Raw genomic sequence first — 12,821 nt, forward strand, 5'->3', positions numbered from 1 at the left:
CGTCTGCCCACAGGCGGCCCCACCGGGACTGCACACGAAGCCCACGGAGCACTAAGGTCGACATGTCATCTGATCACACCCACGACCCATCCTGAGCGGGACATGTCTGAACTGTCGAGCCCCCACGGCTCCTGGCCATCACCCATCAGTGCCGGTGACGTCGCCCGAGGAGTGCGCCAGATGGCGTACCCGTCCGTCCTGGGCGAGGAGGTCTGGTGGGAGGAGTACCGACCGGACGAGGAGGGGCGCACCACGCTCGTGCGCCGGGACGCGGACGGCACCGTGCGCGACCTGCTCCCCGCCCCGTGGAGCGTGGGCACGAGGGTGCACGAGTACGGCGGCCGCTCCCACCTGCCGGTCCCCCGCCGCGACGACAAGGCCATCGCCCGGGTGGGCGTGGTCTTCGCCAACTCCGAGGACCAGCGCCTCTACCTGCTCGAACGCGGGGCCAAGGATCCGGTCCCGCTGACCCCCGAGCCCGGGTCGCCCGGGGCCCTGCGCTACGCCGACCCGGCGCTGGGCTCCGACGGCAAGCAGCTGCTGTGCGTGCGGGAACAGCACGTCGACGGCGGCGTGCGCCGTTCCATCGTGGCGGTCCCGCTCTCGGGGCGGGGCGGTCACGACCCGTCCGCGATCCGCGAGCTGGTCTCCGGCGCGCACTTCTACGCCTCCCCCACGCTCTCCCCGGACGGCACCCACCTGGCCTACGTGCGGTGGAACCACCCGAGGATGCCCTGGGACGGGACCGAGCTGCGGGTGGGCGAGATCACCGAGAACGGGCTGCTCGGGGAGTACACGCTCAAGGGCGGGGTGGACGAGTCCGTGCTCGCCCCCGTCTGGGCGGACGACTCCACGCTGTACGTGGCCTCGGACTGGCCGGGCTTCTGGAACCTCTACCAGGCGGGTCTGAAGGGCCAGGCCATCGCCCTGTACCCGGCGGAGGAGGAGTTCCACTCCCCGCCGTGGCGCCTTGGCGAACGCTGCTTCCGCCTGCTGGACGACGGACGGATCGTGACCCTGCACGGCGACACCGCGATGCGGCCGAGCGTGTACGACCCCGACACCCTGGAGCTGGAGCCGGTCAGCACCGACCTGACCGCGTGGTCGCACCTGGACTCCGACGGGACCAGCGTGGTGGCCATCGCCGCCTCGGCGGACACCGCCGGGTGCCTGGTGCGGCTGGACCCGGACCGCCGCACCGTGGAGGTCCTCGTGGGCACCGACACGGCGGTGGACCCCGCGTACCTGCCCGTCCCCCGCAAGGAGACGCTGCCCGGCCGCTACGGGGCGACGGTGCACGCCAACGTGTACCCGCCCACCAATCCCAGGGTCTCCTCGGACGGCCCGGCCCCCTACGTGGTGTGGGCGCACGGCGGCCCGGTCGGGCAGGCCTCGCGCTCGCTGGACCTGGTCAAGGCCTACTTCACCAGCCGTGGGATCGGCGTCGTGGACGTGGACTACGGCGGTTCCACGGGCTACGGGCGCTCCTACCGCAAGCGCCTGCACAAGGAGTGGGGCGCGGTGGACGTCGAGGACTGCACCGCCGCCGCCCGCGCCCTGGTGGAGCAGGGGCTGGCCGACCCCGAGCGCCTGGCGATCCGGGGGCCGAGCGCGGGCGGGCTCACCGCGCTGCTCGCCCTGACCGGTGACACCTTCGCCTGTGGGGTGTCGTACTTCGGCGTCACGGACCTGCTGGGGCTGGTCAAGTCCACCCACGACTTCGAGTCACGCTTCACGGACACGCTGGTCGGGACCCTGCCGGGCTTCGTGGAGACCTACCGGGAGCGGTCACCGATCAACCGGATCGGTGAGATCAAGGCCCCGGTGCTGCTCTTCCAGGGACTGGAGGACAGGGTGGTCACCCCCGACCAGGCGACCCGCATGGCCACGGGGCTCAGCAGGCGCCAGGTGCCGCACGCGCTACTGGAGTTCGAGGGCGAGGCGCACGGCTTCCGGTCCGAGGCCGCGCGTGTCCGCACCCTGGAGGCGGAGCTGGCCTTCTACGCGGGGGTGTTCGGTTTCACGCCGGACGTGGCCCCGCTGGAACTCACCACCGATCCCCCCGCGCCGCGCGAGGAACCGGAGGACGACCTCCCGGTGGTGGAGCAGCTTCCGGAGGTGACCCCGGAGGCTGGTGTGACCGCCGTGACCGGCGAGCCCGTGGTCCGGGAAGGCACGGAACCGACCTGACCCTCGCGCGCGGAGCCGGGTCGTCACCCTGTCGGAGTTCGGGCCCGCACGGAGAGGGCGCCGGAAAGGTCACCCCTCCGCCGAAGGGGTGCACGGAGTCGCCGCAGCCGACGCCTGTGGGGAGAGCGCCTGTGCGCCGACCGGGCCCTGTTCGATGAGCGGGAACAGGGACTTCCCCAGCTCCGCCCTCCAGGGCCGAGTTCGGGCGTCTCACCGAGGCGGACCCGGCGCTGGAGTCCTGCTCGACGCGCTGCACCGGAATCGAACTCGCCCCGCCTTCCAGGGCCGAGTGCGGGCGCCGACCGGGCCCTGTTCGATGAGCGGGAACGGACCTTCCTGAACCCCGCCCTCCGGAACCGGGCACGGTCCGTCTAACCGAGGCGGGCGAGGAGGTGGGCGTCGAGGAAGCCCCGTTCGGAGGCCGGATCGTGGAGCAGCCGCGCGAACACGGTGAACCCGGCGTCGGCCAGCAGTTCGGCGAATCGATCCGCGGGCCAGCTGTGGGCGGGCGCCACCTTGTGGTCGAAGCGGATCGTCTCCGGGCCGTCCGTGCCGAAGAACGAGACCAGCAGCAGACCCCCGGGCGCCAGTACGCGCGCCTGCTCGGCCAGCAGCGCGGGCAGCTCCTCGGGCGGGGTGTGGATCATCGAGTAGTGGGCCAGCACGCCGCCGAGCGCGCCGTCCTCGACCGGCAGGACCTCCATCCGCGCCTCGTCGAACCGCAGGGACGGGTGCGCCCGCCGTGCGTGCTCGACCATGGCCGGGGAGAGGTCCAGGCCGAAGGCGTCCAGCCCCAGGTCGTGCAGCATGGCCGTCAGATGTCCGGGGCCGCAGCCGACGTCGGCCGCGCGTGGGTTCCCCGTCCCGCGCACCAGCTCGGCGAAGGTGCCGATCATGTTCCGCGAGAACGGTTGTGTCTCCAGCCGACCGGCGAACATCGACGCGTACAACTCGACGACCCCGTCATAGGCCGCCCTGGTCTGGTCCTGGTGCTCCGTCATGGGAAGGGAAGCTAGCATCCGCACGGATCCCCGCGTCGCCTGGGCGGTCGAACCGGCCAACGCCCGCGAAGGCTCACGGCACCCGAAATCCGCTCCGGACCAGGCCCCGGTCCTCCGGTGTCCCTCCACTCGCACCGCGCGGACCAGCGCGACCCGAGAGCGGACCCGGCACCGCGTGATCACCCGTCCGGCCGGATCTCACCCGGTCGCACGTACACGCGCATCGTCGAGGTGGTCCCGGACCGGCGCTCCCCGGCTCCGTGGTGTCCACGGGTGATCGGATCGGCTCCGAAGGCATGACTCAAGGCAGCCCGGCTCCTCGCCCCGAACAGCCCGTCCAGAACACACGCGGAGCCAACGACCTGGTCGAATCACGCCCGGAGTCACCCATCCGCGCAGGGGCGACATGACCGTCACGCGTGCTCCGGCACCGTGTTCACCGTTGGTCGAGGCGCGCGGGGAACACGAGGCTCCCGGCGCTCTGCTCGCCCCGCCACTCGGGCCGACCGTCCCGAACCGGGCGGCGGGAGGCTAGAAGTCGGGGTGGTCCAGGTCGGCCTCCAGGCCTTCCTGCTCCATCTCCTCGCGGACGATGCGGTAGGACAGGCCTCCCGGGTATCCCTTGCGGCCCAGGACGCCCAGGGCGCGGCGGATCCGGGCCTCCTTGTCCTTGCTGCGGCTTCCGCGCAGGCTCTTGCGGGCCAGGGCGCGGGCCGCCTCCTGCTCGTCCTCGTCGCTGACCTCGGAGACCGCCTCGCGGACGGTCTCCTCCTCCACGCCCCGGGTGCGCAGCTCCTGGGTCAGGGCGCGGCGGGACAGGTGTCTGCCGTGCTGCCGGGAGGAGACCCAGGCCTGGGCGAAGGCGGCGTCGTCGATCAGCCCGGCCTCGTCGAGGCCGTTGAGGACCTGCTCCACCACCTCGTCCGGGTACTCCCTGCGGTGCAGGGAGCGTTCCAGCTGGGCGCGGGTGCGCGGGGAGTGGGTGAGCATCCTCAGGACCAGGTTCCTGGCCTTGTTCTCGAGGTCCGCTCCGGGCTGCCCACCCGGAGCGGCCTCCTCGTCGGCGCTCACCGGATCGGCTTCGGCCGGTCCGGTGCGGTCAGGTGACCGGCGCCCCTCACGCATCCGGGGCGGCGGCCTTGGTGGTCTTGGCGGCGGCCCGCTTGGCGGGGGCCTTGGGCTCCTCGGCCTTGACCGGGTCGGCGGCCTTGGGCTCGGCGGGGCCGGAGGCGCTGTCGTCACCCTGACCGGGGATGCCCAGCTTCTCCTTGATCTTCTTCTCGATCTCCTTGGCCACGTCCACGTTCTCGCGCAGGAAGTTGCGGGCGTTCTCCTTGCCCTGCCCGAGCTGGGTGCCGTCGTAGGTGTACCAGGCGCCGGACTTGCGCACGATGGCGTGCTCCACGCCCAGGTCGATGAGGCTGCCCTCGCGGGAGACGCCGACACCGTAGAGGATGTCGAACTCGGCCTGCTTGAAGGGCGGCGCGACCTTGTTCTTGACGACCTTGACGCGGGTGCGGTTGCCGACCGCGTCGGTGCCGTCCTTGAGCGTCTCGATGCGGCGCACGTCCAGGCGGACCGAGGCGTAGAACTTCAGCGCCTTGCCACCGGTGGTGGTCTCCGGCGAGCCGAACATGACGCCGACCTTCTCGCGGAGCTGGTTGATGAAGATCGCGGTGGTGCCGGTGGAGTGCAGGGCACCGGCGATCTTGCGCAGCGCCTGGGACATGAGCCGGGCCTGGAGGCCGACGTGGCTGTCGCCCATCTCGCCCTCGATCTCGGCGCGGGGCACCAGGGCCGCCACGGAGTCGATCACGATGATCGAGACGGCGCCGGAGCGGATGAGCATGTCGACGATCTCCAGCGCCTGCTCACCGGTGTCCGGCTGGGAGAGGAGGAGGTTGTCGGTGTCGACGCCGATCTTCTTGGCGTACTCGGGGTCGAGCGCGTGCTCGGCGTCGACGAAGGCGGCGATGCCGCCCATCTTCTGGGCGCTGGCCACCGCGTGCAGGGCGACGGTGGTCTTACCGCTGGACTCGGGGCCGTAGACCTCGACGACCCGGCCCTTGGGCAGGCCGCCGATACCCAGGGCGACGTCCAGCGCGATGGCGCCGGTGGGGATCGCCTCGATCGGCGGACGGTCGTCGTCCCCCAAGCGCATGACGGAGCCCTTGCCGAACTGCCGCTCGATCTGCGCGAGCGCTGTTTCGAGAGCCTTGTCTCGGTCTCCAGATGCCACGGGATTCCCCTGTTGGGTTGATGCCTTTTTCTTCATGATGCGCATGACGCTACGCGGTCGGTACGACAATCGCGACGCTCGGCGTCCGCCCGTCGAGAACCCAGACTACCCGAACTCATGTTCGAAATCCGGCACGAACCCCTGGCGTCCGGGTTTTTACGCGGGCTTGGCGAAGGCCGGGTCAGCGGACGGAGGCGGGAAGGTCGAACGCGTCACACACGGCCCGCCACACCTCCTTGGCCGAGATCCCGTCGGCCAGCGCCTGGTTGACCGTGCGGGAACCGAGCTTCTCGATGACGTAGTCCTTGGCCAGGCTGTCCGCGTAGGCCTCGCCGAACTGGGCGTGCATGTTGTGCCAGAAAACAGTGAGTCTCATCGGCCCCAGTATGAGTGACCGGAGGGAGCCGCGGGGACTCGTCCACAGGACGGATTCCACCCGGTCCGCGCGCCCGGGTGTCCTCCGACGATCTGTCGGACCCCTTGGGCAGACTGGTGCGATGAGCGGAGCGACCGACCCCCTGGCACCCTTCGGAGCGGCGACCCGGGCCTGGTTCGAAGGGGCCTTCCCGAACGGTCCCACGGCCGCCCAGACCGAGGCCTGGCGGACGATCGCCTCCGGCCGGGACACGCTGGTGGTGGCGCCGACCGGGTCGGGCAAGACGCTGTCGGCCTTCCTGTGGTCCCTGGACCGGCTCACCCACGCCCCGGTGCCGACGGACCGGTCGAAGCGCTGCCGGGTCCTGTACGTGTCGCCCCTCAAGGCGCTGGCCGTGGACGTGGAGCGCAACCTCCGCCAGCCGCTGGCCGGAATCGCGGCCGCCGCCGAGCGCGGCGGGGAGGCCCTGTCCCCGGTCACCGTGGGGGTGCGCACCGGCGACACCCCCGCCCAGGAGCGGCGTCGGATGGCCACCCACCCGCCGGACGTCCTCATCACCACGCCCGAGTCCCTCTTCCTGGTCCTGACCTCCCGGGCCCGCGAGGGTCTGGCGGGGGTGGAGACCGTCATCGTGGACGAGGTGCACGCCCTGGCCGGGACCAAGCGCGGCGCCCACCTGGCACTGAGTCTGGAACGCCTGTCCGCCCTGCTGGACCGCCCGGCGCAGCGGATCGGCCTGTCCGCCACCGTGCGCCCGCGTGAGACCGTCGCCGCCTACCTGACCGGCACCGGCGGGGGTGCCGCCGAGGCGGGCGCCGTGATCGTGGCCCCGCCGGACACCCCGCGCATGGACCTTCGGGTGGAGGCGTCCGTCCCCGACCTCGACGAACCCGGGAGCCCGCCCGCCACCGCCGAGGGGCTTCCCCCGGACCCGCGCGCGGGCAACACCATGAGCCGCGGTTCGGTGTGGCCGCACATGGAGCGCCGGGTCCTGGACCTGGTCGAGGCCAACCGCTCCACCATCGTGTTCACCAACGGCCGCCGCACCGCCGAGAAGCTGTGCGCCCGGCTCAACGACCTCCACGCCGAACGCGTCGACGGCGGCCTGCCCGGCGAGGAGGTCGCCGCCCAGGTCACCGGCCAGTCCGAGCAGAGCCGGGGCGGCGCTCCGGTGATCGCGCGCGCCCACCACGGGTCCGTGTCCAAGGCCGAACGGGAGCTCATCGAGGACGACCTCAAGGCGGGGCGGCTGCGGTGCGTGGTGGCCACCTCCAGCCTCGAACTCGGGGTGGACATGGGCGCGGTGGACCTGGTGGTCCAGGTGGCCGCTCCCCCGTCGGTGGCCAGCGGCCTCCAGCGGGTCGGCCGCGCGGGGCACCAGGTGGGTGAGACCTCGCACGGGGTGTTCCTGCCGCAGTACCGGGGCGACCTGCTGGCGACCACCGTGGTGACCGAGCGCATGCGCGCGGGCGGGATCGAACGGCTGGAGATGCCCAGCGATCCCCTGGACGTGCTGTCACAGCAGGTCGTGGCGATGGTGGCGATGGACGAATGGACGGTGTCCGGGCTGGCGGCGCTGGTGCGCCGGGCGGCGCCCTTCGCCCGCCTGAGCAACGCGGTCCTGGAGTCGGTGCTGGACATGTTGTCGGGCCGCTACCCCTCGGACGAGTTCGCCGAGCTGCGACCGCGTCTGGTGTGGGACCGCGAGGAGGACGTGCTGCGGGCCCGGCCCGGCGCCCAGCGGCTGGCGGTGATCAGCGGCGGCACCATCCCGGACCGGGGCATGTACGGCGTGCACCTGGCCTCGGAGTCGTCGAGCAGGGCGCCGACCCGTGTCGGTGAGCTGGACGAGGAGATGGTGTACGAGTCGCGGGTGGGCGACGTGTTCGTGCTGGGTTCGACCTCGTGGCGGATCGAGGCGATCACCGCCGACCGCGTGATGGTCTCCCCCGCCCCTGGCAGGCCGGGCCGGATGCCGTTCTGGAAGGCGGACGCCCTGGGCCGTCCGGCGGAGCTGGGCCGGGCGGTGGGCGCGATGACCCGCGAGCTGGCCGACCGCGACCAGGTGGCCGGTCGTGAGCTGGCCTCGGACGCGGGGCTGGACGACTGGGCCGCGGACAACCTCGTGGAGTACGTGGCCGACCAGCGGGAGGCGACCGGGAGCGTGCCCGACGACCGCACGGTGGTGATCGAGCGCTTCCGTGACCAGGTGGGCGACTGGCGGGCGGTGGTGCACTCGCCGCTGGGGGCCCGGGTGCACGCCCCGTGGGCGCTGGCGATCGCCGGTCGGGCACGGGAGCGGTTCGGGACGGACGCGCAGGTGGTGCACGGTGACGACGGGATCGTGCTGCGGCTGCCGGACGTGGAGGCGGGCGGCCTCCTGCGTGCGGGAGAGCTGACCGACCTGGTGTCGTTGGACCCCGAGACCGTGGAGGCCGTGGTCACCGACGAGCTCACCGGGTCGGCGCTGTTCGCGTCCCGGTTCCGTGAGTGCGCGGCGCGGGCGCTGCTGTTGCCCCGCCAGCGCCCGGACCGGCGGATGCCGCTGTGGCAGCAGCGGTTGCGGGCCCAGCACCTGTTGTCGGTGGCGGGCCGGTACGGGTCGTTCCCGATCGTGTTGGAGACGGTGCGCGAGTGCCTGCGGGACGTGTTCGACGTGCCCGCGCTGGCCGAGGTGCTCACCGACGTGCGGGCGCGGCGGGTGCGGGTGGTGGAGGTGGAGACCCCGCAGGCCTCGCCGTTCGCCCGGTCGCTGCTGATGGAGTACACAGCGGCGTTCCTGTACGAGGGGGACGCCCCCGCCGCCGAGCTGCGCGCGCAGGCGCTCACCCTGGACCCGTCGCTGTTGGCGGACCTGTTGGGCAGCGCCGACCTGCGGGAGCTGCTGGACCCGGAGGTGGTGGAGCACACTGACGCCCTGTTGCAGCGGACCGCCGCCCCGGTGCGGGACCTGGAGGGCGCCGCCGACCTGCTGCGGGAGGTGGGTCCGCTGACCACCGCCGAGGCGGCCGAGCGGGGTGTGCGACGGGAGTGGCTGGCCGGGCTGGAGGGTTCGGGCCGCGTAGTCCGGATGCGGGTGGCCGGGGCCGAGCGGTGGTGCGCGGTGGAGGACACGGCCCGGCTGCGTGACGCCCTGGGCGCGGAGCCCCCGTCCGGTGTGCCGGAGGTGTTCCTGGAGCCGGTGGAGGAGCCGCTGGTCGACCTGGTGTCGCGGTACGCGCGCACGCACGCGCCGTTCACCTCGGCGGAGGCGGCCCGGCGGCTGGGACTGGGGCGTGACGCGGTGGAGGGTGCCCTGCGGGAGCTGGCGGGGCGCGGACGGGTGGTCAGGGGCGGGTTCCGGCCCGGCGGCAGCGGTACCGAGTGGTGCGACGACGACGTGCTGCGCCGTCTGCGGCGCGGCTCGGTCGCCCGGCTGCGCAGGGAGGTCGAGCCGGTCGAACCCCGGGCGCTGGCCCGGTTCGTGCCGCTGTGGCAGCGGGCCGTCCCGGACGCGCGGCTGCGCGGCCCCGACGCGGTGTTCGAGGCGGTGGAGTCGTTGCGCGGGACCGCTCTGGTCGCCTCCTCGTTGGAGTCGACGGTGCTGCCCGCCCGGGTGGAGGGCTACTCCCCCGTGTCCCTGGACGCGCTCACCCAGGCCGGTGAGGTCGTGTGGGCGGGGACCGGGGCCCTGCCGGGTGAGGACGGCTGGCTGGCGCTGGCCCCGGCGGACGAGGCTCCGCTGCTGTTGCCCGATCCGGTCCCGCCGGAGGAGGGTTCCCTGGCCGAGACCGTCCTGGGGGTGCTGCGGGAGGGCGGTGCCCTGTTCTTCCGGGACGTGTCCGACCGCGTCGCCCGCGCCCTGGGCGGGGCGGTGGTCTCCGACGCGGACCTGGTGGCGGCCGTGTGGCGGCTGGTGTGGGCGGGGTGCGTCACCAACGACACCCTGGCCCCGCTGCGCGCCGTGCTCGGGGCGGGGCCCGTCACGCGCCGGGGCTCGTCCCGCGCCCGGCGCCGCCCGGTGATGCCCACGCGGTCCGGTCCGCCCACGGCGGCGGGCCGCTGGTCGGCCCTGCCGGTGCCCGATCCGGACCCGACCCGGCGCACGCTGGCGCGGGTGGAGGCACGGCTCGAACGCGACGGGATCCTGCTCAAGGGGCAGCAGGGGCGGGGCATCTCGTCGGACGAGTACCGGGTGCTGCGGTCCATGGAGGAGTCGGGGCGGGTCCGCCGGGGCTACTTCGTGGAGGGGTTGGGCGGGGCGCAGTTCGCGCTGCCCGGGGCGGTGGACCGGCTGAGGGCGCTGTCCGGTGAGGAGCCCGGCGGCCCGACTCCGCCCGTGGTGCTGGCCGCCACGGATCCGGCCAACCCGTTCGGCGCGGCGCTGTCCTGGCCCGCGGGCGCGGCGGGCGTGGAGGCGTCCCACCGTCCGGGGCGGGTCGCGGGCGCGCTGGTGGTGCTGGACGGCGGGCGCCTGACCCTGTTCGTGGGCCGGGGAGGGCGGTCGGTGCTGACCTTCGGCTCCACCCCGGCGCTGCTGGAGCGGGCCGCGCGCGCGGTGGCCGGGCTGGTGGCCTCGGGCGAGGTGGAGTCGCTGACGGTGGAGCGCGCGGACGGCGCGGAGGTGTTCGGGACCCCCGTGGACACCGCGCTGGTCTCGGCCGGGTTCCACGTCACCCCGAAGGGGCTGCGCCTGCGCCGCTGAGCGCGGCGCGGCCGTGAAACCACTGGCCGAGCCGCGCCGTGGTGCGCGAGGATCACCTCGACCGCACGCACTCGTACACAGGAGGTGGCCTTGTCACTCGTGATCCGTCCCATGGAGCCGGAGGACGCCGACGCGCTGGTGGAGGTGTCCCTTGCCGCGGACACGCTCTTCGCCGAGGCCGGACTGGAACTCCCGCCGGACGACCCCCGGGAGATGCTCGACCACGTGGAGCGGGTCCTCGTGGCCGTCACGGACCGGGGCGTGTGCGGTCTGGCCGCCACGATCACCCTGGACGGCGCCGTCCACCTCGAACAGCTCGCCGTCCACCCGGAGCACGGGCGGCGCGGGATCGGCGGGGCGCTGCTGGAGGCCGTCAGCTCCCGCGCCGAGGAGGACGGGCACGACCGGGTCACCCTCACCACCTTCCGGGACCTTCCCTGGAACGGCCCCTGGTACGAGCGCCGGGGCTTCGAGGAGCTGCCGCGGGAACGGTGGGGTCACGAGCTGGAGCGGCAGTGGGAGGTCGAGGCGGAGGCGGGGATCCTCGTCCGGCCCAGGATCGCGATGGTGCGGCCGCTCGGGCGCGGTTGACGGTGGGCGGTCCGCCCCGAATCCCGGCCTTCGCTTTCGTCCCGCTTCGCGGTGTTGAGAGTATGGGGGTATGCACCCCACCGATCCCTCCGACCCCTCGGGCCCGACCGCCGACCTCAGCCAGGCCTCCCCGCGCGGGTCGGTCGGGCGTTACACGTTCCTCGGTGAACTGGGCAGCGGGGCCATGGGGACGGTGTGGCGGGCCCACGACACCGGGCTGAACCGGGAGGTCGCGGTCAAGGAGGTCCACCTCCCCCACGACATGCCGCCGCGTGAGCGCGAACGCGCCCGGGCCCGGATGGTGCGCGAGGCGCAGGCGGCGGCGCGGGTCTCCCACCCCTCGGTGGTGACCGTGCACGACGTCCTGGACGAGGGCGGCGTCACGTTCATCGTCATGGAGCTGCTGGACGGTGAGTCGCTGCGGGACCGGCTCCGGCGTACCGGGCCCCTGTCCGAAGCCGAGGTGGAGCGGATCGCACGTCCGCTGCTGGGCGCACTGTGGGCCGCCCACCGGGCCGGGGTGATCCACCGCGACGTCAAGCCCGCCAACATCATGCTGAGCGAGGACGGCGCCCGACCGGTCCTGACCGACTTCGGGATCGCCAACCTGCCCGACCACGAGGGCACCGCGCTCACCGGGACCGGGACCATCCTCGGCACGGCCGCCTACGCGGCTCCCGAGCGGTTGGAGGACGACGAGACGAGCGCGGTCTCGGACCTGTGGAGCCTGGGCGCCACCCTGTTCGCGGCGCTGGCCGGGGAGTCCCCGTTCAAGCGGGACACGCTCACAGGGACCCTCACGGCGGTGCTCACCCAGCCCGTCCCCCCGGTGCCCGCCCGTGGGCCGGTGGCCGCCGTGGTCGCCGGGCTGCTGGTGCGCGACCCCCGGCGGCGCCTGCTCCCGGAACGGGCGCTGGAACTGCTCGACTCACCCGTTCCCGCCGCCTCGGCGGCTCAGGCGTTCCCGGTACCGCCGCCCGCGGCTGCGGCGTCCCGGCCCCGGCGTTCCCGCGTCCCGCTGTGGATCGGCGCCGCCGCGCTCGCGGCCCTGCTGGTGGTGGGCGGGCTCACCCTCCCCGGCCTGCTGGCCGACGGGGACTGGAGCGAGGCGGAGGCCCAGCTCACCGAGGAGGGGCCGGTTCCGGAGCCGAGCGGTGCCCCCTCCGACTCCGAGGGATCGTCCGACGCCCTCCCCGAGACCCTCTCCGACGACGACGCGCCCGAGGGGCACGTCCGCCTGAGCGACGGCGTGGTGGGGCTGGTCATGCCGGAGGACTGGACGGTACGCGACGGGGACCTCCAGGGCGGCGGCGAGTCGGCCACCCGGCTGTCCTCGTACGACCTGGTCACCGGTGACGGGGACGGGTCCGTCACGGTCGTCGCCACCGAGTACGACTTCCTGGTCCGCGACGCCGAGGGCGCCATGGTGCGGATGGAGCAGCTGCTCCAGGAGGACGAGGAATTCAGCGACGTCCGGCAGCAGCGGCTGGAGACCGAGCAGCTGGAGGGCCGCCTCCAGAGCGCCGTCTACGAGGTGCTGTTCCGCCACGAGGAGCGCGAGTCCCCGGAGCGGTGGATGTTCACACGGGAGATCACCGACGAGGCCCGGGGGATCTCCTACCGGATCAGCTTCAACTTCCCGGCCGACCTCCGTGACGCGCACCAGGACGAGTTCCAGGCCGTCCTCGACTCCTTCGGCCCCGACACCGGCGGGGACTGACCCCGCCGTAAGGCCACGGC

At 73.4% G+C, this 12,821-nt stretch carries 8 protein-coding genes; 4 read left to right on the plus strand and 4 right to left on the minus strand.

Annotated elements, in window-relative coordinates; translation table 11 throughout:
* Positions 1-180 precede the first annotated feature (180 nt).
* Complete coding sequence (locus tag AC0VYM_RS21420) at positions 181-2,190, plus strand: S9 family peptidase (protein WP_475454910.1); 2,010 nt, start codon at positions 181-183, stop codon at positions 2,188-2,190.
* A 371-nt stretch (positions 2,191-2,561) separates the two neighbouring features.
* On the opposite strand, the gene AC0VYM_RS21425 is transcribed toward AC0VYM_RS21420, so the two are convergent.
* The 4 genes from AC0VYM_RS21425 to AC0VYM_RS21440 all read right to left on the minus strand — a co-directional run bounded on the left by AC0VYM_RS21425 (position 2,562) and on the right by AC0VYM_RS21440 (position 5,806).
* Entirely contained in the window at positions 2,562-3,191 is a 630-nt protein-coding gene (locus tag AC0VYM_RS21425) for a class I SAM-dependent methyltransferase (protein ID WP_475454912.1), read from the minus strand.
* A 531-nt stretch (positions 3,192-3,722) separates the two neighbouring features.
* Positions 3,723-4,316, minus strand: a complete 594-nt coding sequence (locus AC0VYM_RS21430) for a regulatory protein RecX (RefSeq protein ID WP_475454914.1) — start codon at positions 4,314-4,316, stop codon at positions 3,723-3,725.
* The gene (gene recA, locus AC0VYM_RS21435; protein ID WP_475454916.1) at positions 4,309-5,430 is read right to left on the minus strand and encodes a recombinase RecA; all 1,122 of its coding nucleotides are present in this window, start codon (positions 5,428-5,430) and stop codon (positions 4,309-4,311) included. Before recA ends, AC0VYM_RS21430 begins: the two co-directional genes overlap by 8 nt.
* A 181-nt stretch (positions 5,431-5,611) precedes the next feature.
* Positions 5,612-5,806 (minus strand): DUF3046 domain-containing protein, encoded by a 195-nt coding sequence (locus AC0VYM_RS21440; RefSeq protein ID WP_378737050.1) that lies wholly within the window; start codon positions 5,804-5,806, stop codon positions 5,612-5,614.
* A 121-nt stretch (positions 5,807-5,927) separates the two neighbouring features.
* Between AC0VYM_RS21440 and AC0VYM_RS21445 the strand changes: the two genes are divergently transcribed.
* The 3 genes from AC0VYM_RS21445 to AC0VYM_RS21455 all read left to right on the plus strand — a co-directional run bounded on the left by AC0VYM_RS21445 (position 5,928) and on the right by AC0VYM_RS21455 (position 12,801).
* Positions 5,928-10,490: an ATP-dependent helicase gene (locus AC0VYM_RS21445; RefSeq protein WP_475454918.1), complete on the plus strand. Its 4,563-nt coding sequence runs from the start codon at positions 5,928-5,930 to the stop codon at positions 10,488-10,490.
* Between the two features lie 111 nt (positions 10,491-10,601).
* Positions 10,602-11,081: a GNAT family N-acetyltransferase gene (locus AC0VYM_RS21450; RefSeq protein WP_475463157.1), complete on the plus strand. Its 480-nt coding sequence runs from the start codon at positions 10,602-10,604 to the stop codon at positions 11,079-11,081.
* Between the two features lie 70 nt (positions 11,082-11,151).
* A complete protein-coding gene (locus tag AC0VYM_RS21455; RefSeq protein WP_475454920.1) occupies positions 11,152-12,801 on the plus strand; it encodes a serine/threonine-protein kinase in 1,650 nt (549 codons plus the stop codon).
* Positions 12,802-12,821 lie beyond the last annotated feature (20 nt).

The sequence above is a fragment of the Nocardiopsis sp. iso_237 genome (assembly GCF_056173345.1).

Excerpts from the sequence above, each read along its gene's own strand:
- AC0VYM_RS21445 (WP_475454918.1), top strand. The coding sequence starts at position 5,928 with ATGAGCGGAGCGACCGACCCCCTGGCACCCTTCGGAGCGGCGACCCGG.
- AC0VYM_RS21440 (WP_378737050.1), bottom strand. The coding sequence starts at position 5,806 with ATGAGACTCACTGTTTTCTGGCACAACATGCACGCCCAGTTCGGCGAG.
- AC0VYM_RS21455 (WP_475454920.1), top strand. The coding sequence starts at position 11,152 with ATGCACCCCACCGATCCCTCCGACCCCTCGGGCCCGACCGCCGACCTC.
- AC0VYM_RS21450 (WP_475463157.1), top strand. The coding sequence starts at position 10,602 with ATGGAGCCGGAGGACGCCGACGCGCTGGTGGAGGTGTCCCTTGCCGCG.
- AC0VYM_RS21430 (WP_475454914.1), bottom strand. The coding sequence starts at position 4,316 with ATGCGTGAGGGGCGCCGGTCACCTGACCGCACCGGACCGGCCGAAGCC.
- AC0VYM_RS21420 (WP_475454910.1), top strand. The coding sequence starts at position 181 with ATGGCGTACCCGTCCGTCCTGGGCGAGGAGGTCTGGTGGGAGGAGTAC.
- AC0VYM_RS21425 (WP_475454912.1), bottom strand. The coding sequence starts at position 3,191 with ATGACGGAGCACCAGGACCAGACCAGGGCGGCCTATGACGGGGTCGTC.